Here is a 22,322-nt window from a genome sequence, read left to right on the forward strand (position 1 = left end):
CTATCGGACCGCCTCTTCCTGACGGGCGGCCGCGAGGCGGACCGCGTCGAGGATCTTCTCGTAACCGGTGCATCGGCAGAGGTTCCCGGAGAGCGCCTCGCGGATGTCCTGGTCGGACGGGGAGGGCTGCTTCTCCAGCAGCTCGTCGGCGGCGACCAGCAGACCGGGGGTGCAGAAACCGCACTGCACGGCGCCCGCGTCGATGAACGCCTGCTGGACCGGGGAGAGTTCCTCCGCCTCGGCGCTCTGTCCGTCGGTGGGCCTGGCCTGCCAGCGCTGTGCGGCGTCCAGAGAGGTTCCGCAGCTGCCGGTGGCGCAGCCGGTGCCGGGGTGGGCGTCGTCGCGGTGCCTGGCGTAGTCCGCCAGGCCCTCGACGGTGACGACCTCGCGGCCCTCCGCCTGGCCGGCGGCGACGAGACAGGAGCAGACCGGCACACCGTCGAGGCGCACCGTGCAGGAGCCGCACTCGCCCTGTTCGCAGGCGTTCTTGGAGCCGGGGAGGCCCATGCGCTCGCGCAGGACGTACAGGAGGGACTCGCCCTCCCAGACGTCGTCGGCTTCCTGCTTCCGGCCGTTGACCGTGAAATTCACTCGCATGGTTAAGCAGCTCCTTCGAGGGTGCGTCCCGCTCCGCGGTACTGCTCCCAGGTCCAGCCCAGCGTGCGGCGGGCCATGATGCCGACGGCGTGCCTGCGGTAGGCGGCGGTGCCCCGTACGTCGTCGATGGGGTTGCAGGCGCCGGCGGCGAGCTGGGCGAACTGCTTGGCCACGGAGGGGGTGATGATCTTCCCGCTCTCCCAGAACCCGCCCTCCTCCAGTGCGGCGTTCAGGAACGCCTCCGCGTCCTTCGCCCGGACCGGGGTCGGGGCCGCGGAGCCGATGCCGGTGCGCACGGTGCGGGTCTCCGGGTGAAGCGCGAGGCCGAAGGCGCAGACAGCGATGACCATCGCGTTGCGGGTGCCGACCTTGGAGTACTGCTGCGGGCCGTCGGCCTTCTTGATGTGCACGGCCCGGATCAGCTCGTCCGGGGCGAGGGCGTTGCGCTTGACGCCGGTGTAGAAGTCGTCGATCGGGATCATCCGCGTCCCCCGTACGGACGCGGCCTCGACCTCGGCGCCAGCGGCGAGCAGCGCCGGGTGGGCGTCGCCGGCGGGCGAGGCGGTGCCCAGGTTGCCTCCGACACCGCCTCGGTTGCGGATCTGCGGCGAGGCGACGGTGTGCGAGGCGAGGGCGAGACCGGGCAGCTCGGCCCGCAGGTGGTCCATGACGGCGCTGTACGGCACGGAGGCGCCGAGGCGCACGGCGTCGGGGCCCACCTGCCACTCGGACAGCTCACCGATGCGGTTGAGGTCCATGAGGTACTCGGGCCGCCGGTGGTCGAAGTTGATCTCGACCATCACGTCGGTGCCACCCGCGATGGGCACAGCCGTCGGGTGCTCGGCCTTGGCGGCGAGCGCCTCCTCCCAGCTGGCGGGGCGAAGGAAGTCCATGAGTGGCTCTCTTCTTCTCAATCGGGTCGTTCGGCTGGGCTGGGGACGGCCGGCCCTGGAAAGGTCGTTCATGTGTTGTTCACGCGGTGTGTGGCCCAGTACACAAGCCTTGCTCCACTCGGTGCAGTCACCGAAACCATGAAGGAATTGGCTGGTCCCCGTCCCGGTCTTGTAGATTCGAACGAATGGCGGGTACCGGTAACCTCACCGCAATTCACAGGTGACCCTCCGCCCTCCCCCGCACCAACGAAGAGATCGGCGGCAATCGACGATGCGGCTGCGCGCACTGCTGGACACCGAGGGACTGGGCCTGCGGCTGCTCGGCGGCGAGGACGAGCTGGACCGTTCGGTCCGGGGCGTGATGACGACCGACCTGCGCGACCCCAGCCGCTATCTCTCCGGCGGTGAGCTGGTCCTCACGGGTCTGGCGTGGCGCCGGGACGCGTCGGACACGGAACCGTTCGTACGGATCCTGGCGAACGCGGGTGTGGCCGGCCTGGCCGCGGGTGAGGCGGAGCTCGGGGCCGTCCCCGACGATCTGGTCGAGGCGTGTCTGCGGCACCGGCTCCCCCTCTTCGCGGTCGACGAGACCGTTGCGTTCGCGACGATCACCGAGCATGTGGTGCGCCAGGTCTCCGGCGAGCGTGCCGGGGACCTCGCCGCGGTCGTCGACCGTCACCGCAGGCTCATGACATCGGGCCCCGCGGGCGGCGGCCCCGAGGTGGTCCTCGACCTGCTCACCTCCGACCTGGACCTTCGCGCCTGGGTCCTGTCCCCGACGGGCCGGCAGATCGCCGGGGCAGGTGAGCCGCTTCCCCCGCGCGTCGGCGCGGAGCTGGCGGGCCGGCATCTCGCGGCGACCCGCACCGGGCGCCCCGGGCCGCACCGTGCCGAGGTGGACGGCACCGCCTACTCGCTGTTCCCGATCCGGAACACCGGCCGGGGAGCGCTGCCCGCACCGGCCCGCGATGTGCGCGAGTCCGTACTCTCGGACTGGCTGCTGGCCGTGGCGGCGGACTCCGGCGACTGGCCTGCGGCCCGCCTGGACCTGCTCCAGGGCGTGACCCAGCTGATCGCCGTCGAGCGGGACCGCCGCGACGCCGCCCGCGCGGTACGCCGCAGGCTCGCCCAGGAGGTCCTGGAGCTGGTCCAGACGGGCGCCGCCCCGGCCGAGATCGCGGCCAGGCTGCGGGTGGCCGCCCCGGTCCTGCTGCCGGGCCTCGGCACGGCGCCGCACTGGCAGGTCGTGGTGGCCAGGGTCGAGTGGTCGGCCGAGGGTACGGGCCTGCCGGGCGGTCAGGCCGCGCAGGCTCTGCTGGAGGAGATCCTGGTCGACCCGGCGGTGACGGGCCCCGACTCGGCGGACCGGATCGCCGTCGCGCACACCGGCGAGGAGGCCATCGCCCTCGTACCGCTGACCGCGCTCCCCCCGGCGGGGACCGACGGGACCGACGCGGCAGGGAGCGCCGAAAACCCGGAGCACCACGACACCGCGCTCCACGCCGACGCCCTGCTCGACACCGTCCGCGGGCCGCTCTCGGCCGGCCTCGCGGACGACGGGCGCCTGACACTGGGTGTCAGCGCCGCCGTGCATTCCGCCGAGGGGCTGCGCGGAGCGCTGGAGGAGGCGCGGCACGCCCGCCGGGTCGCCGCGGCCCGGCCGGGCCCGGTCTGCGCGGCGGGCCATCACGAGCTCGCCTCGCACGTCCTGCTGCTGCCCTTCGTCCCGGACGACGTGCGACGCGCCTTCACCGCCCGGCTCCTCGACCCGCTGCGCGACTACGACCGGCGGCACCGCGCGGAGCTGATGGAGACGCTGGAGGCCTTCCTGGACTGCGACGGGTCCTGGACCCGCTGCGCGGCCCGGCTGCACCTGCACGTCAACACACTGCGCTACCGCGTCGGACGTATCGAGCAGTTGACGGGGCGTGACCTTTCGCGCCTGGAGGACAAGCTCGACTTCTTCCTCGCCCTGCGTATGAGCTGACTTCGCGGGCGTATCACCGCCCTCCCCGGCTGCGGGCGATTGTGAAAACTTTCACCTGACATTGATCCCACCCCTTGGCTCGGCGTGCCATTCCGTGCTGAGATGCGCGCAGACCCTGGCCGACCCCGGCGCTCGCCGGCCGGCCTCCACAGCTCGATGGCGCGCTCGGGGAGGGCAATGTGGCGCATACCGCCATGTCTGGTTCCGGAACGACCGCAGATGACGATCCGCCGCTCCAGACCGCGGTATGGCGGCTGCGCTCACGAGCCTGCTGGACGGACGCGGCCGCGCTGCTCGAACCCCGGGCGGCCACCGATCCCGCGGCAGCCCTCCAGCGGACCTCGCTGCTGACGGAGCGGTGCCTCTACACCGGCGTCGGATGGACGGACGCCGAGGACGCGCTGCGCACCGCCGAGGCGCTCGCCCAGGACGACTCCGAGCGCGGGGCGGCCGCCTGTGAGCGCGGCTATCTCGCCTACGCCTCGACCCTGCTGGGGGCACGTGACCGGGCCGACGAGGCCAGTGTGGCGCTCAGCAGAGCCGCGGCCCTGCTCTCCCCCTCCGCCGCGGGCCGCCCCCTGCTGGACTTCCGGAGGGGCCTGATCGCCCAGAACATCGCCGACTCCCCCCAGTCCGCCCGCGCCGCCTACCGCAGGGCGCACGCCGGTGCCACGGCCCGGGGCGACGAACTCCTGCTCTCCTTCACCTGGCGGCACCTCGCCTCGCTCGCCCTGGGCGAGGGTGAGCTGGCGGAGGCGCGGCACGGCTTCGCGGAGTCGCTGCGGATAAGGGAGGAGCTGGGCTATCTGGTGGGCACGGCTCCGGCACTCATCTCCCTCGCGGACGCGGAGCCGGAGCCCGAGGCGGCGGCCCGGCTGCGCGCCGAGGCGGGCCGGCTGTTCCGGCTGCTCGGCGGCGTACCGACCTGGCTCGCGCCCCGGCTGGAGCCGCCGTCCCCGGAGACCGTCGAGGCGAACTGAGCGCCGCGCCGTTCCGGACGTCCGCAGCGTCCGGACGTCCACGCCGTTCCGGACGCAGTCCGGGCAGCCTCAGACGTCCGAGCCTCAGACGTGCGAGCCTCAGACGTCCGCGCCGGTGAAGTGTTCACGTACGAGGGACTGCACCACCGTGAGGTCCCGGGCGATGAGCGCGTCCAGCAGCGCGGTGTGCTCCGAGGCGTCGGCGAGCAGGTCGGCCCGGCGGCCCGCGGGGCTGTCGACCAGCGGCCACTGGGACCGGCGGTGCAGGTCGTCGGCGACCGCGACGAGCTGCTGGTTGCCCGACAGGGCGAGCACGGCGCCGTGGAAGGCGCGGTCGCTCTCCGCGTACGCCGCGCGGTCACCGACGGCGGCCGCCGCGACCGTGGCGTCGGCCAGCGGCCGCAGCGCGCACCAGCCGGACGCGGGGACGGCGCGGGCGAGCCGCAGCATGACGGGCACCTCGATCAGGGCGCGCACCTCGGCGAGCTCCGCCAGCTCACGGGGGCCACGCTCGCTGACCCGGAAACCGCGGTTCGGCACGACCTCGACGGCGCCCTCGACGGCCAGCTGCTGCATCGCCTCGCGCACCGGGGTGGCGGACACGCCGAAGCGGGCGCCGAGCGCCGGGGCCGAGTAGACCTCCCCGGGGGCCAGCTCCCCGCCGACCAGCGCGGCGCGCAGGGCGTCCAGGATCTGGCCGCGCACGGAGTGCCGCTGGACCACGCGGGGCGCGGGCGGCTCGCTGTGGGTGTGCTCGCCGCGCGCCTGCTCGGGCACGCGCACGTCCTGCGGGGTGCCCGCGGACGCGTACGGCCGCGCGTTCTCACGCGCTCTGCCCTGCTCCACCGGTCCCTCCTCCGCCTGACGGGCCGACTCGCGTACGTCCGGCCCCTTGTGCACGATAGGCGGAGCGGGCCTCAGTTCAAACACCGATCAGTTCGGGTAAGGTAAGGCTTACCTGCAAAAAGATCGTGATTCGGTGGTCCCTGAATGACCGTGCCCGCTCTGCTCGCCGCCACCGCCCCGTCCCCGCTGACGGCGGCGTACGAACGTCTGGCCGAGGTCTTCCCGGGGCTGCGCGCCGAGGTGCTCGCCGACGGTGTCGCGGCCCCTTCGGACAACGGCTGGGTCGGCGCCGGGGAGCTCGCGGCGGGCGGTGCCGCGCTGGACGCCTTCCTGGCCTGGGACGAGGCGCAGGTGCTGCGGGACTACGGCACCCGGGCCCGCCCCGACGTGATCGCGAGCTTCGGACTCCACCGCTACGCCTGGCCTGCCTGTCTCCTGGTGACCATGCCGTGGTTCACGCACCGCCGGGTGCCGAGGATCCCCGTCGATGACGTCTCCTTCCACCGGGGCCTGGGCCATCTGACCCTGCGCGTGAGCGAGTTCGCGTGCCTGCCCGACGACCCGGCGGCCGGACTGCCCGGCGCCCGGGTCGTTCCCGACGAGGCTGCGCTCCGGGCCGAGGTCCTCGACTCCGTGGCCCAGCACCTCGGCCCGGTGCTGGACGGCTTCCGGCCACGCATGCGGCGCGGGAAGCGGGCCCTGTGGGGCATGGCGACCGACGAGATCGTCGAGGGTCTCTGGTACATCGCCCATCTGCTCGGCGAGGAGAGCAGGGCGATGGAGGAGCTGGAGCTGCTGCTGCCGGGCACGACCGAGCCGTACGTGGGCACGGCCGGCTTCCGTGAACTGACCGGCCCCGACGGCGAATCGCTGCCGACGCGCGACCGCGCCAGCTGCTGCCTCTTCTACACGCTGCGGCCCGAGGACACGTGCGTGACCTGCCCGCGCACCTGCGACGCCGACCGCGTCCGGAAGCTGACGCCGGCCGTCTGAGACGTGCCGCGAACCGAATCCCCCTGACGGGCGACCGAAATTCGAATGCAACTCAACCTCGCCGAGAGCGCGTTCGAGAAGATTCCGCCCAATGATGAAGCCGGTCACCCCAATCGCGTTTACTTGCCCCGAAACCCCCTGAGCGCGGCAGTATTTCCGCCACGATGGCGCCCGAAACGCCCTACGTGACGCAAGGGACCGCGCATGAGACTGACCGACATATCGCTCGACTGGCTGCTTCCGGGCGCCGTGCTGCTCGTGGGGGTCATGGCGGCGGTGACGGTGGTCGCGCGCGGCAAGCGCGCCGCTGGGAAGGCCGCGGCCGACGACAGCTGGGAACGCAGCGAGGAGCGCCGCAGGCGCAAGGAGGCGCTCTACGCCACCGCCTCGTACGTCCTGCTGTTCTGCTGTGCCGCTGTCGCCGCCGCCCTCTCCTTCCACGGGCTCGTCGGCTTCGGCCGGCAGAACCTCAGCCTCTCCGGGGGCTGGGAGTACCTCGTGCCGTTCGGTCTCGACGGGGCCGCGATGTTCTGTTCCGTGCTCGCGGTGCGCGAGGCCAGCCACGGTGACGCCGCGCTCGGCTCCCGGCTGCTGGTGTGGACGTTCGCCGGCGCCGCCGCCTGGTTCAACTGGGTGCACGCGCCGCGCGGGATGGACCACGCGGGCGCCCCGCACTTCTTCGCGGGGATGTCGCTCTCGGCGGCGGTGCTGTTCGACCGCGCGCTGAAGCAGACCCGCCGTGCGGCGCTGCGCGAGCAGGGCCTGGTGCCCCGCCCGCTGCCGCAGATCCGGATCGTCCGGTGGCTGCGCGCGCCCAGGGAGACCTTCGGCGCCTGGTCGCTGATGCTCCTCGAGGGCGTACGCACCCTGGACGAGGCGGTCGACGAGGTGCGCGAGGACCGCCGGGAGAAGGAACAGGACCGGCACCGCAGGAGGGACCAGGCGAAGCTGGACCGCGCCCACATCAAGGCCCTGAACCGGCAGAACCGGGTCTGGAGCCGTGGCAGCCGGACCGGCCGCCAGGTGGACGTCCAGGCGATCGCCCCGGCGCCGGGCGGCGGCCCACCGGCCGTCGTGGAGCCTGCCTTAACAGAACCGGGACAGCTGCCACTGCGCCCCCGGCCATCCCTCCAAGCCGTGAACGGCTCGAACTCCAGGAGTACTTCGGCACAGAGCACCAGCGGTGAGACCGCGACCGTCGACCTCACAGCCGAGGACGACACCCAGGCCCTGCCCCGGCTCGACTCGCTGGAGCAGAAACTGAAGGATCTGGAGCAGCAGTTCGGCTGAGCGTCAGGCCTTCCCTGCGTTCAGCTCGAACCAGACCACCTTGCCCAGGGCCTGTGTCGTGACTCCCCAGGAGTCGGCCAGACTCCGGACGAGGATCAGTCCCCTGCCGTGCGTACCGTCGTCGGCGTTCGGTACGTACGGCGCGGGCTCCTGTCCGGTCATGAAGTCGCGCACCTCCACCCGCACCCGCGCGGGCGCGGAGGTCACCGTGACCACGGCGCCGTTCCTCGTGTGGATGAGGGCGTTCGTCACCAGCTCGCTGAGCAGGAGTTCCGCCACCTCCGTCTCCTCCGGCCGTCTTCGGCTGCGCAGGAACTCCCGCAGCGCCCCGCGTATCTCCCCCACGGCCGACAGATCGGCATGGCCGACTCTGCGGTGCAGCCGCACGGGCGGGCTCTCCTGTCGCTTCGTCATGTCCCCCGCAAGCACGCTGAATCGGCCTCCCCGACTTCCGTTCCATGACGTCATGTCTCGAACACCGTCCCGGGATGCATGCCCCACAGAGCAGCGGTCACGCGTCCCGAGGCATCAACATATGAACGGGCGGCCGCGCAACCCCCGGCCGGCGGCCGGCGCGTCACGTTTTTCGTACTCACCGTTAACTTCCCAAAAATTCACTCGTGTTGGCGTTGACGGATGGGGATCTACGCGCGTCATCATGGTGGACATGCGAATCCCCCCACGGATCACCACGCTCGGCGGCATCGCCGCCCTCCTGTCCGTCCTCTTCGTCGGCGGGCCGGTCACGGCATCGGCCGCGACGGCTCCCTCGATCGCCGCGGTCGGCAGCATCTGCTACTCCGCGCTGCCGTCCCAGGCCCACGACACGCTCGACCTCATCGACGCGGGCGGCCCGTTCCCGTACGAGCAGGACGGCACCGTCTTCCAGAACCGGGAGGCCCTGCTGCCCAGTCGGAGCTCGGGTTACTACCACGAGTACACCGTCATCACGCCCGGCTCCTCGGACCGCGGCGCCCGCCGGATCGTGACGGGTGAAGAGGCCGAGGAGGACTACTACACCGCGGACCACTACGAGTCCTTCGACCTGGTCGACCACGGCTGCTGAGCCGCACCCCACGGACCGGTCCGCGCCGCAGTCCCCACCTGCGGCGCGGACCACCGGACCGGCGTCGGGAGAACACGCGCTTGTACGCTCCACGCATGACCGTGACCTATGTGATCGACGGCTCCCGGATCACCGGCCTGGACAGTTTCTGGGATGTGGTCGGCGAGGCGGTGAACGGCCCGGGCGGCCGGTTCGGCCGTAATCTGGACGCCTTCGCGGACTGCCTCGGCGGCGGTTTCGGCACGCCGGAGGACGGGTCCTTCGTCATCGAGTGGCACGACCACGCCCTCTCCGCCGACGCACTGGGCCACGAGGAGACCGCCCGCCGGCTGGCGGGCATGCTCCCCCGAATCCATCCCACCAACAGGGCGCGTGTCGAGCGTGAGCTGGCCGAGGCCCGGGCGGGCCGGGGCCCGACGCTTTTCGATCAGCTGGTCGAGATCATCAGGGAGCGGACCGGGTCCGGGACCCTACGGCTGATGTGAACCCGCCCCGGCCACGCCGGTCTCCTCCCGTACGTGGTGCCGGCCGATGGGCAGCATCAGCGGCCTGCCGGAGACCGGGTCCTCGATGATGCGGCTCCGGAGGCCGAACACCGTCTCCACCGTCTCCTCCGTCAGCACCTCGACGGGGCGGCCGGCGGCGTGGATGCGCCCCGCCGCGAGGGCGATGAGGTGATCGGCGTACCTGGCCGCCAGATTGAGGTCGTGCAGAACCATCACCACGGTCGTCCCCCGCGTCCGGTTCAGGTCGGTCAGCAGGTCGAGCACCTCGATCTGATGACTGGCGTCGAGGAACGTGGTGGGCTCGTCGAGCAGCAGCAGATCCGTCTGCTGGGCCAGCGCCATGGCGATCCAGACCCGTTGCCGCTGGCCGCCGGAGAGCTCGTCCACGGCGCGGTCGGCGAGTTCCACGGTCTGTGTGGCCTCCAGGGCGGACGCCACGGCGGCGTCGTCCTTCTCGCTCCAGCGGGTGAAGACTCCCTGATGGGGGTGGCGCCCACGGCCGACCAGGTCCAGCACCGTGATGCCTTCGGGGGCGATCGGTGACTGCGGCAACAGTCCGAGTGTGCGGGCGAGTTCCTTGGCGGGCATCCGGTGCACCTGCCGGCCGTCCAGGAGCACCTGTCCCTGGCGGGGTGCGAGCAGCCTGGACATCGAGCGCAGCAGTGTCGACTTCCCACAGGCGTTGGCACCGACGATGGCCGTGACCTCGCCGGGCGGCACCGTCAGATCGAGGGACTCGACGACCACGCGGTCGCCGTAGCCGAGCGTCAGCCGCTCGGCAGTGAGGGAGTGGGACGTGGTCATATCGAGCCTCCAGCCCGATGGGTGCGGACAATCAGGTAGACGAGGTACGGCGCGCCGAGCACCCCGGTGACGACGCCGACCGGGTAGCGGGTGTCGAAGGCGAACTGCCCGGCGAAGTCCGCGACGAGGACGAGGAGCGCGCCGACCAGTCCGGCGGGCACCAGCAGGGAGCCCCCCGCACCGACGATCCGGGCCGCGATCGGACCGGACAGGAACGCCACGAAGGCGATGGGGCCGGCGGCGGCCGTGGCGAAGGCGATCAGGCCGACGGCCGCGACGATGACCGTGATCCGGGTGCGTTCGACGCGGACTCCGAGGGCCGAGGCGGTGTCGTCGCCGAGCCGCAGGGCGGAGAGGTTACGGCCCTGCGACAGCAGGACGGGGGTCAGTACGGCGACCGCGGCCAGGGCGGGGACCGTCTGGTCCCAGCCCGCGCCGTTCAGGCTGCCCGTCAGCCAGCGCGTGGCCTCCTGGAGGTCCCACTCGGCCGCGCGGGACAGGACGTAGGAGGTGATGCTGTCGAGCATCGCGGAGATCCCGATGCCGATCAGGATGAGGCGCGTGCCGACGACTCCGTCGCGGAACGCCAGCGTGTACACCAGCAGGGCGACGACGAGTGCGGCGATGATCGCGAGGATCGACACCTGGGTCTCGTCGAGCGACAGGGTCACGATCGCGATGGCCGCGGCGGCGCTCGCCCCCGAGCTGATGCCGATGACGTCGGGGCTGGCGAGCGGGTTGCGCAGCATCGTCTGGAAGGTGACTCCGGCCATGCCGAAGCTGAACCCGGCCGTCACGGCGAGGACCGCGCGCGGCAGTCTCAGCCGTCCGACGGTGAACGACGCCCCGGGTACCTGCTCCCCGAGGATCACCCTGATCACGTCGCGGGGCGGGTAGAAGGTCTGGCCGGCCATCAGCGTCACGGCGAAGGCGGCGACGACGAGCACGGCCAGGACCAGCGCGACGAGGCGCCGGCGGGAGGCGTTCCTGACGCGTCCGCGGGTGACCTCGTGAAGGACGGAGGGCCGGGTGACGGCTGGGGCGCTCACAGGGCACGCACTTTCTGACGGCGGACGGTCCAGATGAAGAACGGGGCGCCGATCAGCGCCGTCACGATGCCCACGTCGACCTCGGAGGGCCGCGCCACGATCCGTCCGACGACGTCGGCGGCGGTCAGCAGCACCGCCCCGGTCACCGCGGAGAGCGGCAGCAGCCAGCGGTGGTCGACACCGGCCATCATCCGGCAGGCGTGCGGGACGACGAGTCCGACGAAACCGATCGGTCCGGCGGCCGCCGTCGCGGCGCCGCACAGGATGACGGCGCCGGCCGCCGCCGTGGCGCGGGCCACCCAGACGCGTTCGCCCAGTCCGGCGGCGAGTTCGTCGCCCAGGGCCAGCGAGTTCAGGGCCCGGGCTGAGAACAGGCAGATCAGGAAGCCGACCGCCAGGAACGGCAGCACGTGTCCGATGCGCTCGAAGGACGCACCACCGACCCCGCCGATCTGCCAGAGCCGGAAGGACCCGGAGATGTCGTTGCGGGGCAGGACGACGGCGGTCACCAGCGAGGCGAACGCCGCCGAGGTGGCGGCACCCGCCAGGGCGAGCTTGAGGGGTGTGGCGCCACCGCGCCCCAGCGAGCCGACGGTGTAGACGAACACGGCTGAGAGCGCCGCCCCTGCCATGGCGACCCAGACGTACCCGGTCGGCGAAGTGAGCCCGAAGAAGGCGACCCCCGTGACGACGGCCAGCGACGCGCCCATGTTGACGCCGAGGATGCCCGGGTCGGCCAGCGGGTTGCGGGTCACGCCCTGCATGACGCCGCCGGCCAGTCCCAGCGCGGCGCCGGTCACCACGGCGAGCACGGTGCGCGGAATCCGCTTGGTGACGGCCGCCTGTTCCAGCGTGGCGTCCGCGCCGCCGAGCGCGCTCCAGACGTCGGACCAGGCGACGGTGCGCGAGCCCACGGCGACCGAGAGCACGGCCACGGCCACCAGCACCAGCAGGGTGAGCAGCAGCCACAGGATCCGGACACGCGCCGGACGCCGCACCACGGCGGCGTCCGGCATGTGTCGGGTGTCGAGCGTCGTCACTTGACCTTGTCCGCGGCCTTGGCGAGCTCGGCCACGTAGTCCTCCAGCACCCAGGAGATCGACAGCGGCGTGGGGTTCGCGGCGGTGGCCAGCGGGGCGCTGCCCGGCAGGAGGTAGACCGAACCGCGCTCGACGGCGGGGATCTTCGAGAGCAGGGGGTCCTTCTTCAGGGTCTCCAGCAGCTCACCCTTGTCGTCGCCGTATCCGGTGATGATGTCGACGTCGTCGAACGCGTCGATCTGCTCCGCGCTCTTGGTGAGCGAGAACTTCTTGTTGCCCGCGGAAGCCTCGGCGATGCTGCCGGGGGTGTCCAGACCGAGGTCCTCGAAGAACAGGGTGCGCGTGTCGTGGGTGGTGTAGAAGCCGACCTCGCTCACGTCGTTGGGGTCGACGTGCGTCATGAACATCGCCGACTTCCCCTTCAGCTGCGGGTACTTGGCGACCGTCTTCCTGATGTCGCCCTCGACCTTGCCGATCAGCTTCGTGCCCTCGTCGGCGAGGCCGATCGCCTTGCTGTTCATCCGGATGATCTCGCGCCACGGGGTGGCCCACGCCGCCTCCGGGTACGCCACCACGGGGGCGATGTCGCTGAGCGTCTCGTAGTCCTGCTTCGTCAGCCCGGAGTACGAGGCGAGGATGACGTCCGGCTCCGTGTCGGCCACGGCCTCGAAGTCGATGCCGTCGGTCTCGTCGAACAGGACCGGGGTCTTGGCGTCCAGCTCCTTCAGCTTGTCCTCGACCCAGGGCAGGACGCCGTCGCCGTCGTCGTCACCGAAGTTCGCGGCGGCCATGCCGACGGGCACCACACCGAGAGCGAGCGGCACCTCGTGGTTGGCCCAGTTCACCGTGGCCACGCGCTTGGGCTCGGACGGGATCGTGGTCTTTCCCAGCGCGTGCTCGATCGTCATCGGGAACGCGCCCGAGCCGGCCTTGCCGCTCGTGTCCTTCTCGGACTCGGACTCCCCGCCGCAGGCCGTGAGGCCCACCAGCAGGGCAGCCGCGACGGCGACTGCGCGAAGGGGGTGTGGACGCATGGATCCGTACTCCAGTTTCGGGAAGGGCGGTGCTGCCTCGCATGTCCGCGTGGGCGGTGCACCGGAAGCGCTCAAGACTTAGGTAAGGCTTGGCTTTCCTTTGACCTTATGAAACACGCCGGGTTGTCGCAATCGACCATTTCAGACATCACTTGTAGCGATCGGGACATCGGAGATGTGCCGCACCCCCGGCCGGGGCCGTGCGGTCCACGCTCAGCGCGCCCGGAACGCTCCCGGCGTCAGCCCCGTCGTACGGCGGAAGGCCGCACCGAACGCACTCGCCGAGCGGTAGCCGACCTCCTCCGCGACGGCCTCCACCTCCCAGCCGCGGGTGAGGAGTTCCACGGCGTGCTGCGCCCGGACCCCCGCGACCCAGCGCGCGAAACTGGTGCCGGTCTCGGCGTTGAAGGCGCGGGTGACCGTGCGGGCACTCACGCCCAGCTCGGCGGCCCACCGGGAGAGCGTCCGCCGGTCGCCGGGGTTCTCACGCACCGCGTCGGCGATCGGGCGCAGCAGCGGTGACGTCGGGATCTGGACCAGCAGCTCGCGGGGGGACGGGGTGAGCACGTCCAGCACCATGGCCTCCGTCGCGGTCCGGGAGCCGGGGTCGAGACCGGCGTCGCCGAGCCGTTCCAGCAGCAGGCGGAGCAGCGGGGTGATCTCGACGGCGACGGGGATGTCCGGGAGCGAGGGTGTCGTGGCGCGGCCGAAGAAGGTCGCACGGAACCACGTCCCGGCGACCGCGGAGCCGGAGTGCAGGGTGCCCGCCGGCATCCACAGACCCAGGGTCGGGGTGATCGTCCAGGCCCGGGCGCCCACCACGGCCATGGAGGAGCCGCGCTCGTTCCAGAGGAGCTCGTCCCAGGGGTGGGCGTGGGCGTTCCAGCTGGTGTCGTGCGCGACCGTCTCCTCGTAGCCGTGTATGACGAACGGCGCCCGCACCGTCTCCGGGTCCTGCGCCGGCACGGTGCGGGTCTCCCTGGTCACGGCGTGGCCCCCGGTCCGCCGGCGGGCGGCACCGGGCCGTCACCGGCGGAAGGGGTCAGTCGCATGCCCTCACATTACCGAGGCTGCCGGGGCGTGAGCGCGCCCCTGCCACCCCGCTCAGGGCCGCGGAACGTTGCGGAGGTTGGAGCGGGCCATCTGGAGCATCCTGCCGACCCCGCCGTCCAGGACGATCTTGCTGGCGGAGAGGGCGAAGCCGGTGACCATGTCGGCGCTGATCTTCGGCGGGATGGAGAGGGCGTTCGGGTCGGTGACCACGTCGACGAGCGCCGGGCCCTTGTGCCGGAAGGCCGCCTTGAGCGCGCTCTCCAGCTGCTTGGGCTTCTCGACCCGCACCCCGTAGGCCCCACAGGCCCGCGCGACCTCCGCGAAGTCCGGGTTCTTGTTGGTCGTGCCGAACGAGGGCAGCCCCCCGACCAGCATCTCCAGCTCGACCATGCCGAGCGAGCTGTTGTTGAAGAGGACGACCTTCACCGGCAGGTCGTACTGGACGAGTGTGAGGAAGTCGCCCATCAGCATGGAGAATCCGCCGTCGCCGGACATCGACACGACCTGCCGGTTCCGGTCGGTGAACTGCGCTCCGATCGCCTGCGGCAGGGCGTTGGCCATCGAGCCGTGGCTGAACGAACCGATCACCCTGCGCTTGCCGTTGGGCGTGAGGTAGCGGGCGGCCCACACGTTGCACATGCCGGTGTCGACGGTGAACACGGCGTCGTCGTCCGCGAGTTCGTCGAGGACCGAGGCGACGTACTCGGGGTGGATCGGGATGTGCTTGTCGACCTTGCGGGTGTACGCCTTGACCACGCCCTCGAGCGCGTCGGCGTGCTTCTTCAGCATCCGGTCGAGGAACTTGCGGTCGGTCTTGACCTTCACGCGCGGAGTCAGGGCGCGCAGCGTCTCGCGCACATCGCCCCAGACGGCCAGGTCGAGCTTGGACCGCCGGCCCAGGTGCTCCGGGCGCACATCGACCTGGACGATCTTCACGTCGTCCGGGAGGAACGCGTTGTACGGGAAGTCGGTGCCCAGCAGGATCAGCAGATCGCACTCGTTCGTGGCCTCGTAGGCGGCGCCGTAGCCGAGCAGCCCGCTCATGCCCACGTCGTACGGGTTGTCGTACTGGATCCACTCCTTGCCGCGCAGCGCGTGGCCGACCGGGGACTTCACCCGCTCGGCGAACTCCATGACCTCGGCGTGCGCGCCCGCCGTTCCGCTTCCGCAGAACAGCGTCACCCTTCTGGCCTTGTCGATCATCGCGCAGAGCTTGTCGATCTCCTCGTCACCGGGTTTCACGGAGGGCCGGGAGGTGACCAGGGCGTGCTCGATCGACTTCTCCGGGGCCGGCTGCGAGGCGATGTCGCCCGGCATCGACACGACGCTGACGCCGCCGCGGCCGATCGCGTGCTGGATCGCCGTCTGGAGGAGCCTCGGCATCTGCTGCGGGTTGGAGATCATCTCGTTGTAGTGGCTGCACTCCTGGAAGAGCAGCTCCGGGTGCGTCGCCTGGAAGTAGCCGAGGCCGATCTCGCTCGACGGGATGTGCGAGGCGAGGGCGAGCACCGGGGCCATGGAGCGGTGGGCGTCGTACAGACCGTTGATGAGGTGGAGGTTGCCCGGCCCGCACGACCCGGCGCAGGCCGCGAGGGTGCCGGTGATCTGGGCCTCGGCGCCGGCCGCGAACGCCGCGGTCTCCTCGTGCCTGACCTGGACCCACTCGATGGCGGCGTTACGCCGGACGGCGTCGACCACGGGGTTGAGGCTGTCGCCGACGACGCCGTACAGCCGCTTGACCCCCGCCCTCACGAGGATGTCGACGAACTGTTCCGACACGTTCTGCTTGGCCATGGGTGCGCACCCTCTCTGCCTCCGGCTGTCCGTCCCTCCATCAACCCATGGCGTGCCGGGTTACGCCTCCCAGACCGCCGCGCTCGTACGGTCGTCGGCGTACCCCTTGACCCTCAGCTGGGTGTCGGCCAGATAGGCGGGCAGTGCGGGAGGGCCGTCGGCGGTCCAGCGCCGCGCGAGCTCCCCGGCGAGCGCCGGCTCCCCGCGCATGGGTTCGGCCAGGCCGTTTCCGCAGAGCAGCAGCGTGTCCCCCGGCCGTGCCACGGAGGCACGGAAGCGGAAGCGTTCCGCGGGCGGTGGCGGGCTCCCGGCGTACGGGGGCCGGGCCGTGGTGATCTGCAGATCCATCGTCAGCCGGTCCCCGCCGGGGCTCTCCTCGCTCGCCTCGTGGCCGGTCGCGGGGAGCACGGGGTCGAGGTCCTGCCAGACCCCGTCGCGCAGGCGGAAGAGCCCGCCCGGTCCGATGCCGAAGAAGACCCGGGTACGGCACTCCGGGTCGGCGGGCAGCAGCAGACAGCGCAGGCCGGCGCTGTACGCGGACGGTTCGAGCCCGAGCTCGGCGGCCCGGCCGCGCAGCTTGCCGTAGGTGCGGTCGGTGAGGCGTTGCAGCCCCGACTTGAGGTCGCCCCTGCGTCCTGCCCTTATGTCGTCGGAGAGCCGGGCATGACTGCGGGCGACGGATCCGCCGATCCAGCGACACGCGTCGGCGGCGGCGAGGCGGCTCCGTTCCGCGCCCCGGGCGCCGCAGGCCACCGCGACGAGGACCAGGGCGCTGTCCCCGGCTCCGAAGCGCGCGGTGAGGAGGGCGTCGCGGCGGGGCTCGCCGCGGAAACGCGCCGAGTCGCCGCGTACGGACGCGGCCCGCAGGGTGTACGTCCCGTAGCCGGCGCCGTCGAGGACCGTGTCGGGGACGAGACCGTCGATGTCGTCGGGACCGGAGGCGGGCAGTGCGGCCGGCTCGGCGTCGTAGGTGGGGGGCCGGTCCCCGATGTGGCCGACGACGGGCCGTACGGGCGGGGCCTCGGACGGCTCCGGCGCGGCGGGTGGGCCGGCGGCCGGCGCCCGTACCGCGAAGGTGCGCGGCTCGGGGGGTCCGGTGGGCGTCTCCCAGGGGGCGCGCCCGACCGCGACGGTGCGCGCGGGAGGCTGGGGCGGCTCCGGCGCGGGAGACGGGGGTTCCGGTGCGGGAGGCGGGGGCTCCGGCGCGAGTTCCGCTTCCGGCCGGCGCGGGTCGGGCAGCGGCACCGTCGTGACCGGGTGGTCCACCTCCGCCGCCTGGTCCGTCTCCGGCCCGCCCACGGCGTCCGACGCGGAGTCGAAGCGGTCGTCGAGACTGTCGGCCGCACCGCTCGGCCCGGTGTCCGGCGCGGTCTCGTCGTACAGCGCCCGCCACCAGTCGTCCTCATGGGCGGCGGGCTTCTCCCCCTGCTGGCTCATGCCCATATTGTCGACCGCTCCGGGCGTACGAAACCGGGTCATCCGCAAAAGTGGCCCGGAAGTGGCTGCCGGGGGGTGACCCGCCAGGCGTCCCCACCCCCCACGGGAAGGTCGCCCGGCGGGCCGGTCTGTGTGCTCAGCCCGCCGCCCATGGCGCGGACGTTGCCGCGGTGGCGCCAGATTGTCAGAGAGACGGGTGCTACGGGGCATGATGGGCCCGGCGGGTTTACGCCGTGGCTGTTTCCCGCCACCGCGCACCCCGTCCGACGGGCGCGGGAACGCGCGAGCACGGAGCCGGGGAGGGCCGAGGATGCTGTCAGCGATAGGTCTCGACGAGAGACAGGAAGCGGCCTACCGGGCACTGGTCGCGGCCGGCGCCGCGGAGCTCCCGGATCTCGCCCGCCGGCTCGCGCTTCCGGAGGCGGACACCGAGCGTGCGCTGCGCCGGCTGGAGCAGCAGGGGCTCGTCGCCCAGTCCTCGTCGCGGGCCGGCCGCTGGGTCGCCGCCCCGCCCGGAGTCGCCCTGGGTGCGCTGCTGACCCAGCAGCGCCACGAGCTCGAACAGGCGGAGCTGGCGTCCGCGCTGCTCGCCGAGGAGTACCGGGCGGAGGCCGCCGAGCCCGCGGTGCACGACCTGGTGGAGGTGGTGACGGGCGCGAGCGCGGTGGCCCACCGCTTCCACCAGCTGCAGCTGGGCGCCACGTCCGAGGTCTGCGCGCTGGTCACGGGGAAGCCGATCGCGGTCACCGGGATGGAGAACGAGTCCGAGGAACGGGCGGCGATGCGCGGCGTGTCCTACCGCGTGGTCGTCGAGCGCGACGTGCTCTCGCTGCCGTCCGGGATCGTGGAGCTGTCGGCCGCGCTCGGCCGGGACGAGCAGTGCCGGGTGGTCGACCGGGTGCCGACCAAACTGGTGGTCGCCGACGCCGCTCTGGCCATGGTGCCGCTGACCGGCCGGGGAGCCGAGCCCGCCGCCCTGGTGATCCACGCCAGCGGGCTGCTGGAGTCACTGATGGGCCTCTTCGAGGCGGTGTGGCGGGACGCGATGCCGTTGCGGCTGGGCGGGAGCGGGATCAGCGAGGAGAACGGGCCCGGCGCCGACCCGACCGATCTGGAGATCCTCTCGCTGCTGCTGGCGGGTCTGACCGACGCGAGCGTGGCGAAGCAGCTGGACCTCGGGCTGCGGACGGTGCAGCGGCGGGTGAAAGGGCTCATGGAGCTCACCGGGGTCACCACCCGGCTGCAGCTCGGCTGGCACGCGTACGAACGTGGCTGGGTGGCCCGCGCCCCGCGCTGACCGCGGCTTCGTGCGCCCGTTCCGCGCGCGCGGGGGGCGGCGCTGACGGGCGGGACCCGGCGTACTCCGGCACGCTGGTCGAATGAGTGTGTGGCAGCTCGTTGCCGTCGGGGCGGTGATGCTGCTCGGCCTGGTCGGCGTCCTGGTGCCCGGCGTGCCCGGGCAGGCGATCGTCTGGGCCGCGGTGCTCTGGTGGGCGCTGACGGACCCGACCCCGGTCGCCTGGGGCGTGCTGATCGGGGCGACCTGCCTCCTGCTGCTGAACCAGGCGCTGAAGGCGCTGCTGCCCTCGCGGCGGCCCCGCGAGTCGGGGGCGCCGCGCAGGACGCTGATGGCCGGCGGCCTGGCGGCGATCGCAGGATTCTTCGTCGTCCCGGTGGTGGGCGGAATCCTGGGATACGTGGGCGCGATCTACGGCGCCGAACGCCTGCGGCTCGGCAGCCGGGCGGCCGGCTTGACCTCGCTCCGGTCGGTGATGCGGGCGACGGGGTACTCCGTTCTGCTGGAGCTGTTCTGCTGTCTCCTCGCGGTGGGGGCGTGGCTGGGCACCGTCATCTGGGGCTGACGGCGGGAGGGGGCCGGAACGGTGACGCCGCTCCGGCCCCCTCCCGCGCCGTTCTCGCTAGCGCGTCCTGCCGCGCTTCATCGCCATGGCCGCCCGGCCCTCCGCTCCCCTGCGCTTCCACTCGCGCAGGGTCTCGGCGCGCAGCCGGGCGTCCGTCTTCGCCGCGATGCGGTGGTTCTCCCGGAGCAGCTTGCGGTAGCTGTCGAGGCGCCGTTCGGGCAGCGACCCGTCCTCGACGGCGCCGAGCACGGCACAGCCGGGCTCGGCCTCATGGGCGCAGTCGTGGAAACGGCACTGCCGGGCCAGGTCCTCGATCTCCGAGAAGACCTGGCCGACGCCGGCCTCCGCGTCCCAGAGACCGACCCCCCGCAGCCCGGGGGTGTCGATCAGGACGCCGCCTCCCGGCAGCACGAGAAGGTTGCGCGTGGTGGTGGTGTGGCGGCCCTTGCCGTCCACGTCCCGCGCCGCCCGCACATCCATCACGTCCTCGCCGAGCAGCGTGTTGGCGAGGGTCGACTTGCCGGCGCCGGAGGTCCCGAGCAGCACGCTCGTACCGCCGCCGACGATCGCGCCGAAGACGTCCACCCCCTCCCCCGTGGCGGAACTGACGGGGAGCACCTGCACACCGGGGGCGATGCGCTCGATGTCCTCGACGAGGTGGGAAAGGGTCGTGGTGTCGGGGACGAGATCGGCCTTGGTGAGCAGCACGAGCGGGTGCGCCTCGTACGTCCCATGACCGGCGGGTCGGCCCGGGTCGCCGAGCAGAGCCGCGCCGGCGGTGCTGGACATGGCCAGCGCCAGGAACCGCTCCAGCCGTCCGAGGTCCAGCTCGACGGCGAGCGAGACACAGATGACGATGTGATCGATGTTGGTGGCGAGCACCTGGCCCTCGGAGCGCTGCGACGACGTCGAGCGTACGAAGGCGGTACGGCGGGGCAGGAGCGTACGGACGAACTGCGGGTCACCGTCGGGGTCGACGGCCACCCAGTCCCCGGTGCAGACGATCCGCATCGGATCGCGGGGCACCACGAAGGCGGTGTCCGCCCTGACGGTGCCGTCCGGAGTGACCACGTCGCACCGACCGCGGTCGACCCGCACCACGCGTCCCGGCAGAAGTCCCTGCTCGGCGTACGGGGCGAAGGTCTCGGACCATGCGTCGTCCCAGCCGTACGGGGTCAGCGGGTGCGGCGGGGTGGAGTCATGGGAGATGGGGAGAGACAAGGGAAACCCTTCACAAGGGCGGCCCCGGCACCGCGCGTTCAGGCGCGGAGGAAAGGTGAAGGTCAGCCGGCGGCCACGGGGGTGGGAACGATGCACTTCGGGTCGTGGGCAGTGCCCACCGCAACGACAGTCATCAATGTCCTCACCTCCTGGTTCCTCGAACTGCGCACACCCTAGCCCGGGGGCTCCCCGGCCGGTCAACGGGTTTTCCTGGCTGTCCTTCGCGCGCACCGGATTGGACCGGGTTGGCAGAGATATTCCCCGATCAGGTGATACGCGTGCACAAGGACCGGTCTCGGGCCGTTAGTGTGCCGGACATGACCTCACCCAAAGCCGCCACCACTCCTTTCTCCCCTGCCCAGTTGGGTACCCAGATCCTGATCGGCTGGAGCGGCTCGAATCCCGGAACGGGGCGGGAGACCGCCTTTCTGCTCACCTACACCCTCGGCGACGCCCCGGGCGGACCGGAGGCCGGCGAGAGGGCCATGCGCACCGCACTTGAGCGCAGTGGCCTGAGGGTGGGGGGTGAGACCCTGGACGCCTCGGATCTGCCGAACCTTCCGGTGAAGCTGCTCGTCCAGGCCGGTCAGGCCGTCCTGACGCTGCCTCACTTCACGGCGCAGTACACGGTCCCGCCGGAGTGGCTGGCCGTGGCGCGGTCGGAGGGCTCGGTGCACGGGATGTTCGCCACGCGCCCCTGGCCCGCGGCCGTCCCCGGACAGCCGGTCGGTGAGGATCTGCTGCGGTCCTTCGTGGGCGACCCCGAGGTCATCAGCACCTCCGCCCACTGCCTCATGCCGGTACGCAGCCTGGGCTGAAGCGCTACCTCTCCCGTACGGACGGTGCCCACCACCCCCGTGGAGTGGTGGGCACCGCCGTGTGCGCCACGCAGCCGAATGCGGGCGGCCCGCAGGCGATACGCCCCGGAGCCGCCCGCATTCGACGGTGTCAGTTGTTGCCGACGCCGTTCCCGGAGAGAACCGGGATGTCCGACAGGATGTGCGACAGCGGCTCGTCGCCCTTGGCCTGGGTGGAGTTGTCCGTGCACTGCTGGTTCTGCGGGTTGGACAGGACGTTGATGTCCTGGACAGTGATCGGGACGATCCCGATGAGCGAACCGACGTTGGCCTTGGCGGGCAGGCCGACGCAGAGCTTGTTCAGCGAGCCCTGGACGAGGCTGAGCTGCGGGCTCATGTCGCCCTCGGTCTCGCTGTTGCCGAACTCGGACTCGGCACCGTTGCCGTTGACCGTGGTGGTGCCGCGGTCGTCGCCGATCGCCATGGCCGAGGGGGCCGCGGCCGCGGAGAGGCCGATCAGGGACACAGCCACAGCGGCGGCGGCGGTCATCTTCTTCATTGCGCTTCACCTTTCGGAGCGTCCCGTTGTGGAACGTACTGTTAACCGAAATCGGAGGGTTTGGTTCCGCTACACCACTCGAACGAGTTGGATCACGCTTCCAGGTCGACGCGGCCCCTACCCGCGCCCCTCTTCCGCGCGCGCCGCGGGGACGAACGCGCCCTTCCGGCCTCGCCCGGAGCCGCGGGTCACCTGCGGGCCGGGCGACGCGTCCACCGGGCCCGGCCCGGCGTCGCGCCGTGCCGCTTCCTGCCATTCGGCGAGCAGCCGGTCGTAGATGGGCGTGGGGCTTTCGGGCGACCGGTCGGGTCCGGAGGCGTGATGACTGTCGTACGGGTCCATGAGGCGCATCTACCCGGCCGTGCGGGCCGCGTGGGCCGCGGGTGAGGCATCCGGCCCCATTCCCGCACTATCGGGCTACCCGACGGGCAGACCGGTGGCTGGCCGGACGGGCGCGCGGACAGAGGTGTGGGGCCGCTCCGTCCCCGGCTGCCGACCGAGGTCGGCAGCTGCA

Annotated in this window: 23 protein-coding genes; 9 read left to right on the plus strand and 14 right to left on the minus strand. The window is 72.0% G+C overall.

Translation table 11 applies throughout. The features are described from left to right. Positions 1-597, minus strand: coding sequence for a (2Fe-2S)-binding protein (locus tag AB0P41_RS06875; RefSeq protein WP_356715375.1), 597 nt, complete (start codon positions 595-597; stop codon positions 1-3). Positions 598-599: 2 nt separating this feature from the next. After that, positions 600-1,490: a xanthine dehydrogenase family protein subunit M gene (locus AB0P41_RS06880; RefSeq protein ID WP_356715377.1), complete on the minus strand. Its 891-nt coding sequence runs from the start codon at positions 1,488-1,490 to the stop codon at positions 600-602. A gap of 271 nt (positions 1,491-1,761) precedes the next feature. Here AB0P41_RS06880 and AB0P41_RS06885 point away from each other — a divergent pair, with 271 nt between their 5' ends. Together AB0P41_RS06885 and AB0P41_RS06890 are read left to right on the plus strand one after the other, a co-directional pair. Further along, positions 1,762-3,477, plus strand: coding sequence for a PucR family transcriptional regulator ligand-binding domain-containing protein (locus AB0P41_RS06885; protein WP_356715379.1), 1,716 nt, complete (start codon positions 1,762-1,764; stop codon positions 3,475-3,477). A 194-nt stretch (positions 3,478-3,671) separates the two neighbouring features. Continuing rightward, the gene (locus AB0P41_RS06890) at positions 3,672-4,457 is read left to right on the plus strand and encodes a hypothetical protein (protein ID WP_356715381.1); all 786 of its coding nucleotides are present in this window, start codon (positions 3,672-3,674) and stop codon (positions 4,455-4,457) included. 99 nt (positions 4,458-4,556) lie between these two features. Here the strand turns inward: AB0P41_RS06890 and AB0P41_RS06895 are convergent, their stop codons facing one another. Further along, positions 4,557-5,303: a GntR family transcriptional regulator gene (locus AB0P41_RS06895; protein ID WP_356715383.1), complete on the minus strand. Its 747-nt coding sequence runs from the start codon at positions 5,301-5,303 to the stop codon at positions 4,557-4,559. Between the two features lie 144 nt (positions 5,304-5,447). Between AB0P41_RS06895 and AB0P41_RS06900 the strand changes: the two genes are divergently transcribed. Further along, the gene (locus AB0P41_RS06900) at positions 5,448-6,296 is read left to right on the plus strand and encodes a (2Fe-2S)-binding protein (protein WP_356715384.1); all 849 of its coding nucleotides are present in this window, start codon (positions 5,448-5,450) and stop codon (positions 6,294-6,296) included. Positions 6,297-6,500: 204 nt separating this feature from the next. Further along, the gene (locus AB0P41_RS06905; RefSeq protein ID WP_365930564.1) at positions 6,501-7,586 is read left to right on the plus strand and encodes a DUF2637 domain-containing protein; all 1,086 of its coding nucleotides are present in this window, start codon (positions 6,501-6,503) and stop codon (positions 7,584-7,586) included. Between the two features lie 3 nt (positions 7,587-7,589). On the opposite strand, the gene AB0P41_RS06910 is transcribed toward AB0P41_RS06905, so the two are convergent. After that, entirely contained in the window at positions 7,590-8,000 is a 411-nt protein-coding gene (locus AB0P41_RS06910) for an ATP-binding protein (protein ID WP_365930566.1), read from the minus strand. A gap of 253 nt (positions 8,001-8,253) precedes the next feature. On the opposite strand from AB0P41_RS06910, the gene AB0P41_RS06915 reads away from it, so the two are divergent. Together AB0P41_RS06915 and AB0P41_RS06920 are read left to right on the plus strand one after the other, a co-directional pair. Further along, complete coding sequence (locus tag AB0P41_RS06915; RefSeq protein WP_365930568.1) at positions 8,254-8,652, plus strand: ribonuclease; 399 nt, start codon at positions 8,254-8,256, stop codon at positions 8,650-8,652. Positions 8,653-8,747: 95 nt separating this feature from the next. Next, on the plus strand, positions 8,748-9,137 hold the full coding sequence (locus AB0P41_RS06920; RefSeq protein ID WP_365930570.1) for a barstar family protein: 390 nt from the start codon (positions 8,748-8,750) through the stop codon (positions 9,135-9,137). Here AB0P41_RS06920 and AB0P41_RS06925 read toward each other — a convergent pair. The 7 genes from AB0P41_RS06925 to AB0P41_RS06955 form a co-directional block, all read right to left on the minus strand. Further along, a complete protein-coding gene (locus tag AB0P41_RS06925; RefSeq protein ID WP_365930571.1) occupies positions 9,123-9,962 on the minus strand; it encodes an ABC transporter ATP-binding protein in 840 nt (279 codons plus the stop codon). The two genes, AB0P41_RS06920 and AB0P41_RS06925, sit on opposite strands and share 15 nt — an antisense overlap. Next, on the minus strand, positions 9,959-11,011 hold the full coding sequence (locus tag AB0P41_RS06930; protein ID WP_365930572.1) for an iron ABC transporter permease: 1,053 nt from the start codon (positions 11,009-11,011) through the stop codon (positions 9,959-9,961). Before AB0P41_RS06930 ends, AB0P41_RS06925 begins: the two co-directional genes overlap by 4 nt. Further along, complete coding sequence (locus tag AB0P41_RS06935; RefSeq protein WP_365930574.1) at positions 11,008-12,051, minus strand: iron ABC transporter permease; 1,044 nt, start codon at positions 12,049-12,051, stop codon at positions 11,008-11,010. Before AB0P41_RS06935 ends, AB0P41_RS06930 begins: the two co-directional genes overlap by 4 nt. Next, a complete protein-coding gene (locus tag AB0P41_RS06940; RefSeq protein ID WP_356715400.1) occupies positions 12,048-13,085 on the minus strand; it encodes an iron-siderophore ABC transporter substrate-binding protein in 1,038 nt (345 codons plus the stop codon). Before AB0P41_RS06940 ends, AB0P41_RS06935 begins: the two co-directional genes overlap by 4 nt. Before the next feature lie 213 nt (positions 13,086-13,298). Then, the gene (locus AB0P41_RS06945) at positions 13,299-14,072 is read right to left on the minus strand and encodes an AraC family transcriptional regulator (RefSeq protein WP_365930575.1); all 774 of its coding nucleotides are present in this window, start codon (positions 14,070-14,072) and stop codon (positions 13,299-13,301) included. 117 nt (positions 14,073-14,189) lie between these two features. Next, entirely contained in the window at positions 14,190-15,932 is a 1,743-nt protein-coding gene (locus tag AB0P41_RS06950) for a pyruvate dehydrogenase (protein ID WP_365930576.1), read from the minus strand. A gap of 60 nt (positions 15,933-15,992) precedes the next feature. Then, positions 15,993-17,369, minus strand: coding sequence for a protein phosphatase 2C domain-containing protein (locus tag AB0P41_RS06955; RefSeq protein ID WP_365930578.1), 1,377 nt, complete (start codon positions 17,367-17,369; stop codon positions 15,993-15,995). A 310-nt stretch (positions 17,370-17,679) separates the two neighbouring features. On the opposite strand from AB0P41_RS06955, the gene AB0P41_RS06960 reads away from it, so the two are divergent. After that, a complete protein-coding gene (locus tag AB0P41_RS06960) occupies positions 17,680-18,666 on the plus strand; it encodes a helix-turn-helix domain-containing protein (protein ID WP_356715409.1) in 987 nt (328 codons plus the stop codon). Between the two features lie 82 nt (positions 18,667-18,748). Next, complete coding sequence (locus AB0P41_RS06965; RefSeq protein WP_365930580.1) at positions 18,749-19,231, plus strand: DUF456 domain-containing protein; 483 nt, start codon at positions 18,749-18,751, stop codon at positions 19,229-19,231. A gap of 57 nt (positions 19,232-19,288) precedes the next feature. On the opposite strand, the gene rsgA is transcribed toward AB0P41_RS06965, so the two are convergent. Continuing rightward, a complete protein-coding gene (rsgA, locus tag AB0P41_RS06970) occupies positions 19,289-20,452 on the minus strand; it encodes a ribosome small subunit-dependent GTPase A (RefSeq protein WP_365930581.1) in 1,164 nt (387 codons plus the stop codon). Positions 20,453-20,769: 317 nt separating this feature from the next. Here rsgA and AB0P41_RS06975 point away from each other — a divergent pair, with 317 nt between their 5' ends. After that, positions 20,770-21,270, plus strand: coding sequence for a DUF5949 family protein (locus AB0P41_RS06975; RefSeq protein WP_365930582.1), 501 nt, complete (start codon positions 20,770-20,772; stop codon positions 21,268-21,270). 130 nt (positions 21,271-21,400) lie between these two features. Here the strand turns inward: AB0P41_RS06975 and AB0P41_RS06980 are convergent, their stop codons facing one another. Together AB0P41_RS06980 and AB0P41_RS06985 are read right to left on the minus strand one after the other, a co-directional pair. After that, positions 21,401-21,808 (minus strand): rodlin, encoded by a 408-nt coding sequence (locus tag AB0P41_RS06980; RefSeq protein ID WP_356715416.1) that lies wholly within the window; start codon positions 21,806-21,808, stop codon positions 21,401-21,403. A 117-nt stretch (positions 21,809-21,925) separates the two neighbouring features. Beyond that, positions 21,926-22,150 carry a hypothetical protein gene (locus AB0P41_RS06985; RefSeq protein WP_365930584.1) on the minus strand — a complete coding sequence of 75 codons (225 nt, stop codon included), beginning with the start codon at positions 22,148-22,150 and terminating at the stop codon, positions 21,926-21,928. Positions 22,151-22,322: the final 172 nt, after the last annotated feature.

The sequence above is a fragment of the Streptomyces sp. NPDC079167 genome (genome assembly GCF_040686735.1).
GTDB lineage: Bacteria > Actinomycetota > Actinomycetes > Streptomycetales > Streptomycetaceae > Streptomyces.